Origin of the sequence: Streptomyces nidicola (assembly GCF_050106155.1) — a bacterium.
Lineage (GTDB): Bacteria > Actinomycetota > Actinomycetes > Streptomycetales > Streptomycetaceae > Streptomyces.
Genome location: NZ_JBNBPI010000001.1, coordinates 4,457,073 through 4,472,220, shown reverse-complemented (window position 1 = coordinate 4,472,220; position 15,148 = coordinate 4,457,073). Strand labels below are relative to the sequence as shown.

Annotated in this window: 14 protein-coding genes, 1 tRNA gene and 1 pseudogene; 11 read left to right on the top strand and 5 right to left on the bottom strand. The window is 71.5% G+C overall.

The genetic code is table 11. From position 1 onward, the window contains the following. The first annotated feature begins 68 nt into the window (after window positions 1–68). From ACOKM3_RS20355 to ACOKM3_RS20330, 6 genes and pseudogenes are all read left to right on the top strand, one after another. Entirely contained in the window at window positions 69–1,307 is a 1,239-nt protein-coding gene (locus ACOKM3_RS20355) for an MFS transporter (protein WP_426902380.1), read from the top strand. 4 nt (window positions 1,308–1,311) lie between these two features. Beyond that, entirely contained in the window at window positions 1,312–1,716 is a 405-nt protein-coding gene (locus ACOKM3_RS20350) for a PPOX class F420-dependent oxidoreductase (protein WP_426902378.1), read from the top strand. Further along, window positions 1,713–2,142 (top strand): annotated as a pseudogene (locus tag ACOKM3_RS20345) (PPOX class F420-dependent oxidoreductase). Before ACOKM3_RS20350 ends, ACOKM3_RS20345 begins: the two are co-directional and overlap by 4 nt. A 155-nt stretch (window positions 2,143–2,297) precedes the next feature. Further along, window positions 2,298–3,695, top strand: a complete 1,398-nt coding sequence (gene cysS, locus ACOKM3_RS20340) for a cysteine--tRNA ligase (RefSeq protein WP_426902376.1) — start codon at window positions 2,298–2,300, stop codon at window positions 3,693–3,695. A gap of 101 nt (window positions 3,696–3,796) precedes the next feature. Beyond that, entirely contained in the window at window positions 3,797–4,747 is a 951-nt protein-coding gene (gene rlmB, locus ACOKM3_RS20335; protein WP_426902374.1) for a 23S rRNA (guanosine(2251)-2'-O)-methyltransferase RlmB, read from the top strand. A 101-nt stretch (window positions 4,748–4,848) separates the two neighbouring features. Continuing rightward, window positions 4,849–6,534 carry a DoxX family protein gene (locus ACOKM3_RS20330; protein WP_426906851.1) on the top strand — a complete coding sequence of 562 codons (1,686 nt, stop codon included), beginning with the start codon at window positions 4,849–4,851 and terminating at the stop codon, window positions 6,532–6,534. Window positions 6,535–6,624: 90 nt separating this feature from the next. On the opposite strand, the gene ACOKM3_RS20325 is transcribed toward ACOKM3_RS20330, so the two are convergent. The 3 genes from ACOKM3_RS20325 to ACOKM3_RS20315 form a co-directional block, all read right to left on the bottom strand. Then, window positions 6,625–7,380, bottom strand: coding sequence for a nucleotidyltransferase family protein (locus tag ACOKM3_RS20325; RefSeq protein ID WP_426902372.1), 756 nt, complete (start codon window positions 7,378–7,380; stop codon window positions 6,625–6,627). 100 nt (window positions 7,381–7,480) lie between these two features. Beyond that, window positions 7,481–7,939 carry a hypothetical protein gene (locus tag ACOKM3_RS20320; RefSeq protein ID WP_426902371.1) on the bottom strand — a complete coding sequence of 153 codons (459 nt, stop codon included), beginning with the start codon at window positions 7,937–7,939 and terminating at the stop codon, window positions 7,481–7,483. A gap of 230 nt (window positions 7,940–8,169) precedes the next feature. Then, window positions 8,170–9,306 (bottom strand): ABC transporter ATP-binding protein, encoded by a 1,137-nt coding sequence (locus ACOKM3_RS20315; protein WP_426902369.1) that lies wholly within the window; start codon window positions 9,304–9,306, stop codon window positions 8,170–8,172. A 225-nt stretch (window positions 9,307–9,531) separates the two neighbouring features. Here ACOKM3_RS20315 and ACOKM3_RS20310 point away from each other — a divergent pair. Together ACOKM3_RS20310 and ACOKM3_RS20305 are read left to right on the top strand one after the other, a co-directional pair. Next, window positions 9,532–9,608, top strand: a tRNA-Thr gene (locus ACOKM3_RS20310). A 129-nt stretch (window positions 9,609–9,737) separates the two neighbouring features. Continuing rightward, on the top strand, window positions 9,738–10,511 hold the full coding sequence (locus ACOKM3_RS20305) for an MHYT domain-containing protein (RefSeq protein WP_426902367.1): 774 nt from the start codon (window positions 9,738–9,740) through the stop codon (window positions 10,509–10,511). A 69-nt stretch (window positions 10,512–10,580) separates the two neighbouring features. Here the strand turns inward: ACOKM3_RS20305 and ACOKM3_RS20300 are convergent, their stop codons facing one another. Further along, a complete protein-coding gene (locus ACOKM3_RS20300) occupies window positions 10,581–12,014 on the bottom strand; it encodes an NAD(P)/FAD-dependent oxidoreductase (RefSeq protein WP_426902365.1) in 1,434 nt (477 codons plus the stop codon). Between the two features lie 91 nt (window positions 12,015–12,105). Between ACOKM3_RS20300 and ACOKM3_RS20295 the strand changes: the two genes are divergently transcribed. The 3 genes from ACOKM3_RS20295 to ACOKM3_RS20285 are packed head-to-tail and all read left to right on the top strand — an operon-like array spanning window position 12,106 to window position 14,483. Further along, window positions 12,106–12,993, top strand: coding sequence for an aminoglycoside phosphotransferase family protein (locus tag ACOKM3_RS20295; protein ID WP_426902363.1), 888 nt, complete (start codon window positions 12,106–12,108; stop codon window positions 12,991–12,993). 57 nt (window positions 12,994–13,050) lie between these two features. Next, the gene (locus ACOKM3_RS20290; RefSeq protein WP_426902361.1) at window positions 13,051–13,527 is read left to right on the top strand and encodes a GNAT family N-acetyltransferase; all 477 of its coding nucleotides are present in this window, start codon (window positions 13,051–13,053) and stop codon (window positions 13,525–13,527) included. Between the two features lie 38 nt (window positions 13,528–13,565). Then, on the top strand, window positions 13,566–14,483 hold the full coding sequence (locus tag ACOKM3_RS20285) for a bifunctional helix-turn-helix transcriptional regulator/GNAT family N-acetyltransferase (protein ID WP_426902359.1): 918 nt from the start codon (window positions 13,566–13,568) through the stop codon (window positions 14,481–14,483). 51 nt (window positions 14,484–14,534) lie between these two features. Here ACOKM3_RS20285 and ACOKM3_RS20280 read toward each other — a convergent pair whose 3' ends face one another. Next, the gene (locus tag ACOKM3_RS20280) at window positions 14,535–15,089 is read right to left on the bottom strand and encodes an SbtR family transcriptional regulator (RefSeq protein WP_426902357.1); all 555 of its coding nucleotides are present in this window, start codon (window positions 15,087–15,089) and stop codon (window positions 14,535–14,537) included. Window positions 15,090–15,148 lie beyond the last annotated feature (59 nt).

The window sequence follows — 15,148 nt, the reverse complement described above, 5'->3', positions numbered from 1 at the left end:
CGCAGTCGCCGGACCGCGGCGGATCCAGCGGGCGGCAGGTGTTGCGGGGGCTTCCGTCGTATCTGCGGATGCTCGCCGGGACTCAGCTTGCCTTCAACATCGGCTTCTATGCGGTGCTGCCGTACCTCGCCACCCACCTCGCCGACACCATCGGGCTCGCGGGGTGGGCCGTGGGGCTCGTGCTCGGGCTGCGGACGTTCAGTCAGCAGGGGCTCTTCGTGGTCGGGGGCGCGCTCACCGACCGGTTCGGGCCGCGGCCGGTCGTGCTGGCCGGGTGTCTGCTGCGGATCGCCGGGTTCGTGTGGCTCGCCTTCGCGGGCAGCACGGTCACCGTCGTCGCCGCGGTCGTGCTCGTCGGGTTCGCCGCCGCGCTGTTCTCGCCCGCCGTCGAGTCGGAGGCGGCCCGCGAGGCCGTCCGCCACGAGCGCGCCACCGGTGTGCCGCGCGCCCAGGTGCTCGGCGTCTTCTCGGCGGCAGGGCAGGCCGGCGCGTTCCTCGGGCCGCTGCTCGGCACCGCGCTGCTGTACGCAGGGTTCCGGGCGGCGTGCCTGGCGGGCGCGCTCGTCTTCGTGGGGGTGTTCGCCGGGCACGCGCGCCTGATGCCGCGCCGGGAGCCCGTGCGGACCCGGCGCACGCGCGGCGCCCGGACCGTCTTCGCGAACCCCCGCTTCCTCGCGCTCTGCCTCGCGTACAGCGGCTACCTCATCGCCTACAACCAGCTCTATCTCGCGCTTCCCGTCGAGCTCACCCGCGCCACCGGTTCGCAGGACGCGGTGGGCCTCCTCTTCGCGCTGTCCTCGCTGCTCGTCGTCGGCGCCCAGCTGCCCGTCACCCGCTGGTCCGCGGCCCGGATCGCGCCGCGGACCGCGCTGACCGGGGGCCTGCTGCTGGTGGCGGCGGGGTTCGCGACGGTCGCGGCCACGGCCCCGTACCTCCCCGGCCGCACCCCGTACGCGCTGCTGCCCGCATGTGCGCTGGTCGTGCTGCTCACGCTCGGTCAGATGCTGCTCGTTCCGGCGGCGCGCGGCCTCGTCCCCGATCTGGTGGACGAGCGGCACCTGGGCCTCGCGACGGGGGCGCTGTCCTCCGTGTCGGGGCTCGCCGTGCTGGCCGGGAGCGCAGGGACGGGCGCGCTGCTCACCCTGCCCGCGCCCGCCCTGTGGTCGGCGCTCGCCGTGGTGCCGCTGGCGGCGGCGGGGCTCGCCCGCTTCGTGACACCTGTGCGAAAAGAGCGCCGAAATACCGGCCCGCCCGGGTGCGTTCACGGAGGATCGGGTACGCGCCAACCGTCCCCCGAGAAGGAGTGAGGCCATGTCAGCCCAGCTGTCCGACGAGCTCAAGGCACTGCTCGACAGCAAGGTGTTCATCGCTGTCGCCACGATCCAGCCCGACGGGAGCCCCCAGGTCTCCCCGGTATGGGCGAAGCGTGACGGCGACGACGTGCTGTTCTCCACGACCGTCGACCGCCGCAAGACGAAGAACCTGCGGGCGGACCCGCGTGTGACGGTGATGGTGCAGCCGGCCGACAACCCGTACGCCTACGCCGAGATCCGCGGCACCGTGGAGATCACCACGGAGGGCGGCCAGGAACTCATCGACGAGCTGTCCCTGAAGTACACGGGCAAGAAGTACGCCGAGTTCAACCCGTCGTCGTCCCAGGACGCGGAGCGGGTGGTCGTCCGGGTGAAGCCCCGCAAGGTCGTCGGCCGGGTCTGATCGCTGCTCGACAGCAAGGCCCGCGGGCGGAGCCCGCTGAAGGATGCAGCATCGCTGTCGCCACGATTCAGCCCGACGGGAGCCCCCAGGTCTCCCGGTGTGGGCGAAGCGTGACGGTGACGACGTGCTGTTCTCCACGACCGTCGGCCGCCGTAAGACGAAGAACCTGCGGGCGGAGCCGCGTGTGACGGTGATGGTGCAGCCGGCCGACAACCCGTACGCCTACGCCGAGATCCGCGGCACCGTGGAGATCACCACGGAAGGCGGCCAGGAACTCATCGACGAACTGTCGCCGAAGTACACGGGCAAGAAGTACGCCGCCCGCGGGCGGAGCCCGCTGACGAGAGCAGCAACCCGGCGTCCGACCAGGACGCCGAACGAGTGGTCGTCCGTGTGCGGGCGCGGAAGGTTGTCGGGCGGGTCTGACCCATTCAAGCCCCTGCGGCGATTGAGCAGCGGGGTCCGGGGCAGTGCCCCGTGACCGCACCCCCGTGGGGGCCCGCAGGGGCGCGGGCCCCGGCCGACGACCCGGTAGACGGCCGGAGGCCATTGCATGCCTCCGGGCCTACTACCCTGGAGGGGTGACTATTCGCCTGTACGACACCAGCGCCCGGCAGATCCGTGACTTCACCCCGCTCATTCCGGGCTGTGTCTCGATCTACCTGTGTGGCGCCACGGTGCAGGCGGCCCCGCACATCGGGCACGTCCGGTCCAACCTCAACTTCGACATCATGCGCCGCTGGCTCACGTACCGCGGCTACGACGTCACGTTCGTGCGCAATGTGACGGACATCGACGACAAGATCATCAAGAAGGCCGGGGAGCAGGACCGGCCCTGGTGGTCGATCGGGTACGAGAACGAGCGGGCGTTCAACGACGCGTACACCGCGCTCGGTTGCCTGCCCCCGACCTACGAGCCGCGTGCCACCGGGCACGTGACCGAGATGGTCGAGATGATGCGCGGGCTCATCGAGCGCGGGCACGCGTACGAGGCCGACGGGAACGTGTACTTCGACGTGCGGTCGTTCCCCGGCTACCTGGAGCTGTCCAACCAGGAGCTGGACAATCTGCTCCAGCCGTCCGGCGAGGGCGAGACCGGCAAGCGGGACCCCCGCGACTTCGCGATGTGGAAGTCCGCCAAGCCCGGCGAGCCCAGCTGGGAGACGCCGTGGGGCCGGGGCCGTCCCGGCTGGCACCTGGAGTGCTCGGCCATGGCCCACAAGTACCTGGGCTCGGCCTTCGACATCCACGGTGGCGGGATCGACCTGATCTTCCCGCACCACGAGAACGAGATCGCGCAGGCCAAGGCCTTCGGCGACGACTTCGCGACGTACTGGGTGCACAACTCGTGGGTCACGATGTCCGGCGAGAAGATGTCGAAGTCGCTGGGGAACTCGGTCCTCGTGTCCGAGATGGTCAAGCAGTGGCGGCCCATCGTGCTCCGCTACTACCTCGGCACCCCGCACTACCGCTCCACCATCGAGTACAGCGAGGACGCGCTGCGCGAGGCCGAGTCGGCGTTCGCCCGGATCGAGGGCTTCGTGCAGCGGGTGACCGAGCTGGCCGGCGGCACGGTCGCGCCGTCGGACGAGGTGCCGCCCGCCTTCGCCGAGGCCATGGACGACGACCTCGGCGTCCCGCAGGCGCTCGCCATCGTGCACACCGCGGTACGGCAGGGGAACTCCGCCCTCGCCGCCGACGACAAGGAAGCCGCCGTCGCCCGCCTCGCCGAGGTGCGCGCCATGCTCGGCGTCCTCGGCCTCGACCCGGTCGATGAGCAGTGGGCCGGGGCGGACAGCGGTTCCGGCGAAGATCTGCACGGCGTCGTCGACCACCTCGTACGGCTCCTGCTGGAGCAGCGCGAGGCGGCCCGCGCCCGCAAGGACTGGGCCACCGCCGACGCCATCCGCGACCGGCTCAAGCAGTCCGGCCTGACCATCGAGGACAGCCCCTCGGGGCCGCGCTGGACGCTCGGCTGACGGCGGCCGAGCAGCCAAATGTGCCGCCCGGCGCTTCGGGCGGCACACTTCATAGACGTACGCACACATCCGTAGACGTAGACGTAAGAGACAGGTAGGTCATGGCCGCCAACAGCAACCGCCGCATGTCCGGCAAGAAGGGCGCGCAGGTAGGCAGCGGTGGCAATCGGCGCCGCGGCCTCGAGGGCAAGGGCCCCACGCCGCCCGCAGAGATGCGCAAGGGACACGCCAAGCAGCGTGCTGCCAACGCCAAGGCCAAGCGTGCCCAGGGCCGCCCGGCCAGCCGCACCGGCGGTCCGCGCGGCAAGTCCACCTCCGAGATGGTCGTCGGCCGTAACCCGGTCGTCGAGGCGCTGCGCGGCGGCGTGCCCGCCACGACGCTGTACGTGCAGCAGTTCATCGACAACGACGAGCGGGTGCGCGAGGCCCTTCAGGTCGCCGGTGAGCGCGGCGGGATCCACCTCATGGAGGCCCCGCGCCCCGAGCTCGACCGCATGACCAACGGGCTCAACCACCAGGGCCTCGTCCTCCAGGTCCCGCCGTACGAGTACGCGTTCCCCGAGGACCTCGCCGCCGCCGCGTACGACGAGGGCCAGGACCCGCTGATCGTCGCGCTCGACGGCGTCACCGACCCGCGCAACCTCGGCGCCGTCGTCCGCTCCGTCTCCGCCTTCGGCGGCCACGGCGTCGTCGTGCCCGAGCGGCGCGCGGCCGGGATGACGGCGGGCGCGTGGAAGACGTCCGCCGGTACCGCGGCGCGTACGCCGGTCGCCCGCGCCACGAACCTGACCCGCACCCTGGAGCAGTACAAGAAGGCGGGCATCGCCGTGGTCGGCCTCGCCGCCGACGGTGAGCACACCGTCGGTGACCTGGAGGCCCTCGGCGGCCCCGTCGTCATCGTCGTCGGCAGCGAGGGCAAGGGCCTGTCCCGCCTCGTCGGCGAGACCTGCGACTACCTCGTCCGCATCCCGATGCCGGGCGGCGCCGAGTCGCTGAACGCCGGCGTCGCCGCGGGCGTCGTCCTGTACGAGGCGGCCCGCCGCCGCGCCTGATCCGCACCCCGCCGTCCGGGCCCCGATTTCCTTGACGGGGCCCGGACATTTCGGTGGGTCGGAGGCAGTGTCCTAAACACACATCACTCGGTTAGATGAGTGTGGACACCAGAACGCCCCGCACACCCTCGGGTGACCGCACGTCGGGATTCGACGAAGGTCCCGCGCTGAGCATGGTGAAGGTTCCGTGCGATCCGGCGCAGGTCATCGTCAACCACGCGAGTTTCCGCGTGCGGCTCCCCACGGCGCAGCAGTCGCAACTCCCGCGCATCTCACGGCACTTGAGCGCCACGGGCGTGGCCGGAGCCGACGCGGCGACCACCCGCATCCCCGTCATCACCGCCGCAGGCACGCCCGGCGCCCGGCGCCGCCGCCCCGTCGTCAGAGCCGGCGGAGGCCTCGACACCAGCGGACTCCTGCAGGGCGCACGCCGCTCCGGCGAACCGGACGAAGGCATCGCCACGCAGGTCATCCCGCGGGTCGACGAGCGCGACTTCGCCGACGACCTGGGCCTCTACCGCGACTCGCCCACCGACGAGGCCACCCAGGAGACGCCCACCGTCGGCCCCTGGCAGGGCGGCGCGGACACGCCCACGCGGATCCTGCCGCGCATGCGCCAGTCCGGCAGCGCCTTCGAGGAGACCGGCGAGCTCGAGCAAGTCCCGTACGAGGACGATGAGTTCGAGGCGCGGATCGGTTCGCCGGACGGCGGCAGGGACGGCGGCTCCGAAGGCGAGAGCACGGCCGCCCGCCGCTACGGACCCGTCCGGCACGCCTACTATCCCGGCCGCCGGATGAACCTCGGCGTCGTGCTGCTCCCGCTGCGCGTCTTCCTCGGCTTCATCTCCATCTACGCCGGCATGGGCAAGCTCTGCGACCCCGTCTACTTCGACGGCGGAGAGCGCGGCTCGATGGTCAAGTGGCTGAACTCGCTGCACCCCTGGGCCCTCGCCGAACCGCTCCGCGACTGGGCGCTCCAGCACCCCGTCGGCGCGGGCCTCGTGATCGCCTTCCTCCAGGTCATCGTCGGCGTGCTCACGGTCCTCGGCCTGTGGCAGCGGCTCGCCGCCGGTGTCGGCGCGCTGCTCTCCGCGGCGCTGCTCGTCACCGTCAGCTGGAAGACCCTCCCCGCCTACGACGCGCCCGACATCATCTACCTCGCCGCCTGGTCCCCGCTGATCATCGCCGGCGCCCCCGTCTACTCCATCGACGGACGACTCGCGGGCGGCGCCTGGCGGCGGCTCGGACCGCGCGCCGCACTGTGGGACCTGCGCGGCTACGTCCTGCGCCGCGGCACCGTCGTCGCGACCCTCGTCATCGGCGGCACGCTGCTCATCGGCTCGGTGCTCGGCGGCGCCGTCCGCGACGCCGACCGGGTCACCGCCCCGGGCCCCGGCGACGCGCCCCGCAACGAGGTGCCCGGCTCCCCGCTCCCCTCCGAGCCCGGCACCAGCGCCTCGCAGCGCCAGCACACCCGGAGCCCTTCGGCCTCGACGTCCTCCAACGCGCCGACGCAGGGCACCACGGCGAGCCCGTCCGGATCCCCCAGCTCCGCCGGCACGACCGCGGGCACGGACACGGGCGCCACGAGCGGCACCACGACGACGCCGACCCAGGGCACCACCGCGGGCCAGGCCCCGCCGCAGCAGTCGGCGCCGCAGCAGCAGCCGCCGTCGAGCACCGGCGGCGCGCCGACCTCGGGCGGCACGTCATCGGACGGCGGCACGTCGTCCGGCGGCCAGGACGGCAAGAAGTCGGGCCTGGTGGGCGGACTGCTCGGCGAGTAACGCGCTCTTCCTCCCCGTACGTCGATGGGGCCCCGCACGATTCATGTGCGGGGCCCCATCGACGTACGGGCAGGGAAAGAGATGGAAGGCTCAACGCCCCTGTGCGGCCAGCTCCTTCGCGGCCTCCGTGAGGTCCTTCGCCGTGTCGATCGCCCGCCAGTACGCGCCCTGCGGGAGCTGGAAGCCGGCCAGCCGCTTGGCGCGGGCCAGGCGCGGGAACGTGGCGCGCTCGTGGTCCCCGAGGTCCGGCAGCAGGGACGCGAACTCGGCGGAGAAGACGTACACGCCCGCGTTGATCAGATACGGGGACGGCGGCGCCTCGATGAAGTCGGTGATGTGGCCGAACGCGTCCGTCTCCACGGCGCCCCACGGGATCCGCGGGCGGGCCAGCGCGAGGGTCGCGGTCGCCTCCCGCTCATGGTGGAAGTCGGCCATCTCCTGCAACGAGAACCGCGTCCAGATGTCGCCGTTCGTGGCGTACCAGGGGCGGTCGGCGTGCGGCAGATGCGCGGCGGCGAACTTCAGGCCGCCGCCGCGGCCGAGCGGCTCCTTCTCGACGACCGTGGTGACCCGCAGCGGCAACTCAGCCTGGTCGAGCCACTCCTGGAGCACCTCGGCGAGATGGCCGCAGGAGACGACGGCGTCGGTGACGCCCTCCTCGGCGAGCCAGGTCAGCTGATGGCCGATGATCGGCGTGCCCGTGCCGGGGATCTCCACCATCGGCTTGGGCCGGTCGTCGGTGTACGGGCGCAGCCGCGAGCCCTGGCCGCCCGCCAGGACCACGGCCTGGGTGGGGCGGTGGGGGTACAGAAGCGGGCCGTGCGCGGACGGTTCAGCGGTCGTCATGACCGGAACTGTACGTGCGCACGACCCGCGGGGGCGCCGGCGACTCGACGGTCGAGCGCGGCTCGGGAGCGGTTCACGGCCCTCGGGGCCGGTCCGCCGCTCAGGCCCGGAAGCCGGCCACACCCGAGGCGAACGAGGTGTCACAGACGGGGCGGGCGAACGACTGCGCGCGCGCAGGGCCATAGGTCTCCACGGCGGCACGGCCGAGGGCCTTGGCGATCGCCATGCAGTGCCGGGCGAGCGACGGGCGGCGGTCGATCTCCTGCTGGAGGTGAGTGAGTGCAACGCCGGGGTTGTCCTCCTGGAGTTCGAGGAGGAGGCGGTCGCGCAGCACGTCCTGGGGAGCGCGCGACTTGGCGCGCTTGGAGACGTCCTGTGAGGAGGCCGTGAGAACCGATTCCGAGGAATTCCCGGACCAGTTGACTCGGGTTACCGCGAGCGTCCCGGAGAGCACCAGCATCACCGGCAGGACGAAGGCGAGCGTACGGGCGGCGCGGCGGGCGGGGCCCCGGCCCCGGGCTCGGCGCGACTTCTGGGTGTAGTTGGCAGAGTGCGTCACGCGAGTGAGCGTAGCGCTCGGTGATGATTTGGCGACATTTGGTCACTCTGATGAGGGACGAGCAAAGAGGTTTTGTTGCATACGTGTTGACGTTGCTGGGCCAAATGCCCGAGTTGCCGGGGTATTTGTCGACAATCGCGAGCGAACGCGCGAGGGCCCCGCACCGAAGTGCGGGGCCCTCGCGGCCGGTTGTGCGGCCGTGCGTCGGTCGTCCGTCAGGCGGCCGTGCGTCAGTCGGAGAGGCGCTCGCCCGTGGAGGACGAGAACACGTGGGTCTCACCGGCGCGCGGCACGACGTGCAGCTGGGCGCCCTTCTCCGGCACCTGGCGGCCGTTCACACGGACGACGAGGTCCTTGTGCTCGCCGCCGACCTCGGCAGCGCCGTAGACGTAGCCGTCGGCGCCGAGCTCCTCGACCACGTTCACGGAGACGGCCAGGCCGGCCGGGGCGTCCGAGACGTCCTTGGCGAGGGACTTGGCGGCCTCGCCATTCGTCTCGACGATGTCGAAGTGCTCGGGGCGGACACCGACGTGGACCGTGCGGTCGCCCTTGTCGGAGGCGGCCTTCAGGGCCTCGCGGTCGATCGGGACGACCGAGTTGCCGAACTTCACGCCGCCGTCGGTGATCGGGACCTCGACCAGGTTCATGGCCGGGGAGCCGATGAAGCCGGCGACGAAGAGGTTGGCCGGTCGGTCGTACATGTTGCGCGGGGTGTCGACCTGCTGGAGCAGACCGTCCTTGAGGACCGCCACACGGTCGCCCATCGTCATGGCCTCGACCTGGTCGTGGGTGACGTAGACGGTGGTGATGCCGAGGCGGCGCTGCAGCGACGCGATCTGCGTACGCGTGGACACACGGAGCTTGGCGTCGAGGTTCGACAGCGGCTCGTCCATGAGGAACACCTGCGGCTCACGCACGATGGCGCGGCCCATGGCTACACGCTGACGCTGACCACCGGAGAGGGCCTTCGGCTTGCGGTCCAGGTACTCGGTGAGGTCGAGGATCTTCGCGGCCTCTTCGACCTTCGTGCGGATCTCCGCCTTGTTCACACCGGCGATCTTGAGCGCGAAGCCCATGTTGTCGGCGACGGACATGTGCGGGTACAGCGCGTAGTTCTGGAACACCATGGCGATGTCCCGGTCCTTCGGCGGCAGGTGCGTGACCTCGCGGTCACCGATGCGGATCGCACCGCCGTTGACGTCCTCGAGACCCGCGAGCATGCGCAGGGAGGTCGACTTTCCGCAGCCGGACGGGCCGACGAGGACGAGGAACTCGCCGTCCTCGATCTCGATGTCCAGGCCGTCGACCGCGGGCTTGGTGGAACCCGGGTAGACGCGGGTCGCCTTGTCGAACGTGACAGAAGCCATGGCTGTGAAGCCCCCTTCACCGGCAGGAACGTGCCGGACGATCCGTTGTAAAGAAGGTGAGCCGCCATGGCGGTGCCACGGCGGTGTAGCACTGGTGTAGTCCACGCGGGTGAACTGCTCGGACCTTAAGCGGCGGCCGGTGGGTTTGTCAGTACCCGGGAGCACATGACCTTCGAGGAAATTTTCGACGGGTGCACGGCCGGTGTTGGTTACACTGCTCGGGCTGCCTCCTTAGCTCAGATGGCCAGAGCAACGCACTTGTAATGCGTAGGTCGTCGGTTCGAATCCGACAGGGGGCTCCATCGAACCCCAGGCCCGGACTTTTCCGGCCTGGGGTTTTCTTTCGTTTCTGGTCGATGCTGGTTAGATTCGCTCGTTCACAGAACATCCATCGCGCGATCTCACCTTCATCACGCCGGGGGGCTGGCTCAATGCAAGGCACGATTGACGGTTTAAGTTATGGCCTGGTCACGCCGGTCGCGGCGTACCTGACGGCTTGCCTCGGCAGCGCGCTCGGGCTGCGTTGCACGGTGCGTTCGCTCGCGCTCGACCGGTCGCGCAAGCCCGGTTGGCTCGCCCTGGGGGCGGTGTCCATCGGGTGCGGTATCTGGTCCATGCACTTCATCGCCATGCTCGGTTTCCAGGTGAGCGGGGCCGCGATCTCGTACGACACCACGCTGACCTTCCTCAGCCTGCTGGTGGCCGTGCTCGTGGTCGGCGTGGGGATCTTCACCGTCGGCTATTTCGGGACGGGTCCGGGGCCGTTGCTCACCGCCGGTGTGTTCACCGGGCTCGGGGTCGCCGGCATGCACTACCTGGGCATGGCCGCCATGCGCATGAACGGTTCGCTCGTCTACGACTCCGCCGTGGTGGCGCTCTCCGTGGCGATCGCCGTCGTCGCGGCGACCGCCGCGCTGTGGGCCGCCATCGCGATCCGGGGGTTCCTCGCCAGTCTCGGGGCGAGTGCGGTCATGGGGGTCGCGGTGACCGGGATGCACTACACCGGGATGGCGGCGGTCGACGTCCACATCACCCATGGCGTGAATGTCGTCGGTTCCTCGGCGGTCGGCGTGATGGCCCTGCTCATCGGGCCGCTCGTCGTGCTCGTCCTCGCCGCGGCCATCGTCATGTTCGACCCGATGCTGATCATGGGTGACGACGAACCGGATCGCCGGCCTGTGCGGCGGAACGCGGGCTGGTCCTGAGGGTTCGAGGGGGCAACTCCCTTACGCGGCCGTCCGTTCGGGCGGCCGCGTAAGGGAGTCGGCGGCTCGTCAGCCCCGCCCCGCCACCTTGTCCGCCCACTTCGCCAGGCGGGACGAGTCGGACGTGTGGGTGGTCAGTTCGCGGCGGTCCGCCGCGTAGTACGTGGCGTACATGCCGTGGACGCCGAGCCAGCGGAAGGGTTCCGGCTCCCACTTGCGGACCTTGTGGTTGGCCCAGGGGAGCGTGGTGAGGTCGGTGGGTCCTGACTGGCCGGAGTCCTGTTGGACGAGGTCGCGGAGGGTGCGGGCGGCCAGGTTCGTCGTGGCGACGCCGGAGCCCACGTAGCCGCCCGCCCAGCCGAGGCCCGTCGAGCGGTCGAGGGTGACGGTGGCGCACCAGTCGCGGGGGACGCCGAGGACGCCGGACCAGGCGTGGTCGACGCGGACGCCCGCGAGCTGGGGGAAGAAGCGGGTCAGGATCTCGTACAGGGCCTCGATGGTCTTGGGCTGGGTGCGGCCGTCGTTGTCCGTGCGGGAGGCGTAGCGGTAGGGGACGCCGCGACCGCCCAGCGCGATGCGGTCGTCCGCTGTGCGCTGGGCGTACATGTAGGCGTGCGCCATGTCGCCGAGGGTTTCGCGGCCCTCCCAGCCGATGGATTCCCATTGCGAAGCCGACAGCGGCTCCGTGGCGATCATGGAGGAGTTCATGGGGAGCCAGGTGCGGCGCTGGCCCTTGAGGGAGGCGGTGAAGCCCTCCGTGCAGCGCAGGATGTAGGGCGCGCGGACGGTGCCGTAGGGCGTGATGGCGTGCTTGGGCTTGATCTCGGTGACGGGTGTCGACTCGTGGATCGTGACGCCGAGGGCTTCGACGGCCTTCGCCAGGCCCTTGAGGAGTTTCACCGGGTGCAGGCGGGCGCCGTGCGGGGTCCAGGTCGAGCCGACGGCGCCTGCGACGCGGATGCGGTCGGCGGTCTCGCGGGCGCCGTGCAGGGTGCGGTCCTTCTCACCGTAGGTGAGTTCCGTTTCGTGGAAGGACTTGAGGCGCGTCAACTGGGCGGGGGTGTAGGCGACTTCGAGTACGCCGCCGTGGTGGATGTCCGCGTCGATGGACTCGGCGCGGGCCACGTCGATGACCTCGGTGACGGTCTCGTTCATGGCCTGCTGGAGGCGGACCGCCGCGTCGTGGCCGTGGAGCTTGGCGTAGCGGTCGCGGCCCGCGATGCCGTTGTAGAGCCAGCCGCCGTTGCGGCCCGAGGCTCCGTAGCCGCAGAACTTCTGCTCCAGGACGGTGATCCGCAGGAACGGGGCGGCCTTCTTCAGGTAGTACGCCGTCCACAGGCCCGTGTAGCCGCCGCCGACGATGACGACGTCGGCGCTCGCGTCGCCGGGCAGGGGGTCGCGGGTGAGCGGGATGCCGTCGTCCGCGTACCAGAACGATATGCCGCCGTTGATGGTGCCGGTGGTGTCGCGAGGGCCACCGGGGCCGCTGATGCCGTTGCTCATGGCGCGGGACGTTACTGGGCGGCGGCGGAATGCGGGAGGGGTGACCAAATTGACGGGTCTTGAGGGCAGGGCGGCGACTAGGGTCGCGGGCGTGATCGACGTACCGGTGGGCCTTGTTGAGTCGCAGCACGCGTACGCGGGGGAGGCGGGCCGCGCGTTCGTCGCGGCGCTGCCCGCGCGCGTGGACGAGTTTTTGGAGCGCTGGGAACTGTCGGTCGACGGGCCGCTGATGCACGGGGTGGCCGCGCTCGTCGTGCCCGTGGTGGGCGGCGGGCGGCAGGCGGCCCTCAAGTTCCAGGTGCTCGACGAGGAGACCGAGGGCGAGCCCGTCGCGCTGCGGGAGTGGGACGGCGACGGCGCCGTGCGGCTCCTCGCGTACGACGACGGGACGGGCACGATGCTGCTCGAACGGCTCGACGCCGCGCGGATGTTGAGCGACGTGGAGGACTCGCGCAAGGCCGTCACGGTGATCGCGGAGCTGCTCGCGCGGCTGACGGCGGGGCCCGCGCCGGAGGGCATGCGGCGGCTCTCCGACATCGCCGCGCGGATGCTCGCGGACGCCCCGGACGCGCTGCGCCGGGTGGCCGACCCGGCCGAGCGCGCGCTGCTCGCCGACTGCGCGGCGGCGGTGCGGGAGGTCGCGGACGAGCCCGGGGACCGGCTGCTGCACTGGGACCTGCACTTCGACAACGTGCTGGCCGCCGAGCGCGAACCGTGGCTGGCGATCGACCCGAAGCCGCTGGTCGGCGACCCGGGCTTCGATCTGTGGCCCGCGCTGAACAACCGCTACGAGCCGCAGGAGACGGAGTGGCGGTTCGACGCGATGAGCGGGGTCCTCGGGCTCGACCGGGAGCGGGCGCGGGCGTGGACGCTGGGCCGGGTGCTGCAGAACGCGTTGTGGGACATCGAGGACGGGCGGGCGCTCGGCGCGGTGGACCTGGATATCGCGCGGCGGCTGCGTACGGGACTCAACAGGTAGTCCAGGGCGGCTGGTCCTGCGCGGCCGGGTGTCGGTGCCGCGCATTAGTCTGCCGCCATGATTCGTACCGCCACCCCGGCCGATGTCCCCGTCATCCACGCCATGATCCGCGAGCTCGCCGACTACGAGAAGGCGCTGCACGAGGCGCGGGCGAGCGAGGAGCAGCTGCGCGAGGCGCTGTTCGGTGAGCGCCCGGCGGCGTACGCGCACATCGCCGAGGACGCGGAGAGCGGTGAGCCGGTCGGTTTCGCGCTGTGGTTCCTGAACTTCTCGACGTGGCGCGGCGTGCACGGCATCTACCTGGAGGACCTGTACGTACGTCCCTCGGCGCGCGGCGGCGGCCACGGCAAGGCGCTGCTCACGGAGCTGGCGCGGCTCTGCGTGGAGCGGGGGTACGAGCGCCTGGAGTGGTCGGTGCTGAACTGGAACACCCCGTCCATCGAGTTCTACGAGGCGATGGGCGCGCGGCCGCAGGACGAGTGGACGGTGTACCGGCTGACGGACGAGGCGCTGAAGGCGGTGGGTGCCGCGTAGGGTGGCGCGAGGACGCGTTCTCTGACTACGGTCAGAGAATGCGTGAGGGTGAGGACGGCGACGTCGATGACATCGGCGACGTCGCGCGGGTACGGCGGTTCAACCGCGTCGTCGGCGAGCGCGTCGGCGTGCTCCAGGAGCGGTTCCACGGCACCGAGCGGCCCTACGGGCAGGCCCGGCTGCTCTGGGAGATCGGCGAGGCCGGGGCGCCGCTCGACGTGCGCAGGCTGCGGGAGCGGCTCGGGCTCGACTCCGGGTACGTCAGCCGGCTGCTGCGCGCCCTGGAGGCGGACGGTCTCGTGGTGGTGGAGCCGCTGGAGCGGGACCGGCGGGTGCGTACCGCGCGGCTCACGGACCGGGGGCGCGACGAGTGGGCCGTGCTCGACCGCCGCAGCGACGAGGCCGCGGGCTCGCTGCTCGCCCCGCTGAGTCCCGCGCAGCGCGGCCGCCTGGTCGCCGCCATGGCCGAGGTGGACCGGCTGCTCACGGCGGGCACGGTCACGCTGGACGACGTCGCGCCGGACCACCCCGACGCGGAGCTGTGCCTGCGCGGCTACTTCGCCGAGCTCCAGGAGCGGTTCGACACGGGCTTCGACCCGGCGCGCAGCCTCCTGCCCGACGCCGGTGAACTCCGGCCTCCGCACGGACAGTTCGTCGTGGCGAGGCTGCACGGGGAGCCGGTCGGCTGCGCCGGGCTGAAACTTCCGCCGGGAGGCGCGGCCGAGGTGAAGCGCATGTGGGTGGCGCCCCGGGTCAGGGGCCTCGGCCTCGCCCGCCGCTTCCTGGCGGAACTGGAGACGCGGGCCGCCCGGAACGGCGCCGGACTGCTGCGCCTGGACACCAACAGGGCGCTCGGCGAGGCCATCGGGCTGTATCGCGCGTACGGCTTCGAGGAGGTCGAGGCCTTCAACGACGAGCCGTACGCGCACCATTGGTTCGAGAAGCGGCTGGGCTGAACGGCGGGGCGGGCGCGGCCTGTTGGCGACTCCGGGTCAGTGCGCCCGGGGTCAGCGCATCAGCCCGTCGAGGACCATCTCCGCCGCGCGGGTGCGGGCCGCCGGGCCACCGCCCGCGCCGTCCGCGTGCTCGGCCGCGCGTGCCGCGCCGACCAGCAGCGCGATGACGTCGTCCGGTCCGACGTCCGCCCGTACCGCGCCTGCCTCCTGGGCCCGCCGCAGCAGCGCCTCCAGGTTCGCGTGGATCCGGGGTCTCGTGGCATCGGCCGTGACGTCCACGCGGACGCCCGCCGCGGCAAGTGCCTCTATGTAGGCGCTCTTTCGGCTCGACTCCGCCACGTTCTCCAGGAACATCTCGCGGAACGCGGCGCCGGGGTCGTCCGCCGCCAACAGGTGCTCCATCCGGTCCGCCGCCGCGTCCATGCGGGCCCGGAAGACCGCCTCCAGCAGCGCTTCCTTCGTGGGGAAGTGGCGGAAGAGCGTGCCGACGCCGACCCCGGCCTCCTTCGCGACCTCCTCGGTCGCCGCGGCCGTGCCGCGCTCCGCGAACACCTTCTCCGCGGCTTCCAGGAGCCGTTCGCGATTCCTCCGGGCGTCCGCGCGCATGGTCAACTTCCTTTCCATGGGCGTCCGTTGACAACCGGAGTGCCCAGTCCGTAACGTCG

What these genes read in the sequence shown, in the direction of transcription:
- ACOKM3_RS20355 (WP_426902380.1), top strand. Translation starts at nt 69, where the DNA reads ATGCTCGCCGGGACTCAGCTTGCCTTCAACATCGGCTTCTATGCGGTG.
- ACOKM3_RS20350 (WP_426902378.1), top strand. Translation starts at nt 1,312, where the DNA reads ATGTCAGCCCAGCTGTCCGACGAGCTCAAGGCACTGCTCGACAGCAAG.
- rlmB (WP_426902374.1), top strand. Translation starts at nt 3,797, where the DNA reads ATGGCCGCCAACAGCAACCGCCGCATGTCCGGCAAGAAGGGCGCGCAG.
- ACOKM3_RS20325 (WP_426902372.1), bottom strand. Translation starts at nt 7,380, where the DNA reads ATGACGACCGCTGAACCGTCCGCGCACGGCCCGCTTCTGTACCCCCAC.
- ACOKM3_RS20315 (WP_426902369.1), bottom strand. Translation starts at nt 9,306, where the DNA reads ATGGCTTCTGTCACGTTCGACAAGGCGACCCGCGTCTACCCGGGTTCC.
- ACOKM3_RS20305 (WP_426902367.1), top strand. Translation starts at nt 9,738, where the DNA reads ATGCAAGGCACGATTGACGGTTTAAGTTATGGCCTGGTCACGCCGGTC.
- ACOKM3_RS20300 (WP_426902365.1), bottom strand. Translation starts at nt 12,014, where the DNA reads ATGAGCAACGGCATCAGCGGCCCCGGTGGCCCTCGCGACACCACCGGC.
- ACOKM3_RS20290 (WP_426902361.1), top strand. Translation starts at nt 13,051, where the DNA reads ATGATTCGTACCGCCACCCCGGCCGATGTCCCCGTCATCCACGCCATG.
- ACOKM3_RS20285 (WP_426902359.1), top strand. Translation starts at nt 13,566, where the DNA reads ATGCGTGAGGGTGAGGACGGCGACGTCGATGACATCGGCGACGTCGCG.
- ACOKM3_RS20280 (WP_426902357.1), bottom strand. Translation starts at nt 15,089, where the DNA reads ATGCGCGCGGACGCCCGGAGGAATCGCGAACGGCTCCTGGAAGCCGCG.